At 49.6% G+C, this 240-nt stretch carries 1 protein-coding gene; it reads left to right on the top strand.

Annotated features, from left to right (window positions below; translation table 11 throughout):
• Positions 1-240: electron transport complex subunit RsxD (gene rnfD / locus HKX41_13215; protein ID NNC25094.1), on the top strand; the 240-nt coding region annotated here is incomplete at both ends.

The following is a 240-nucleotide window of genomic DNA, read 5'->3' as shown; positions in this document are numbered from 1 at the left end:
GTTGTATGGCGGTCTGGGACAAAACCCGTTTAATCCGGCAATGATTGGTTATGTGGTCTTACTGATCTCCTTCCCCGTGCAGATGACCAGCTGGTTACCGCCACATGAAATTGCGGTCAACATCCCTGGTTTTATCGACGCCATCCAGGTTATTTTTAGCGGTCATACCGCCAGTGGTGGTGATATGAACACACTACGCTTAGGTATTGATGGCATTAGTCAGGCGACACCGCTGGATAC

The organism is Salifodinibacter halophilus, assembly GCA_012999515.1.
GTDB classification, from domain to species: Bacteria; Pseudomonadota; Gammaproteobacteria; order Nevskiales; family Salinisphaeraceae; genus Salifodinibacter; species Salifodinibacter halophilus.
Note: the sequence above shows the minus strand (reverse complement) of the source record. Positions and strands in the feature narration are given on the sequence as shown.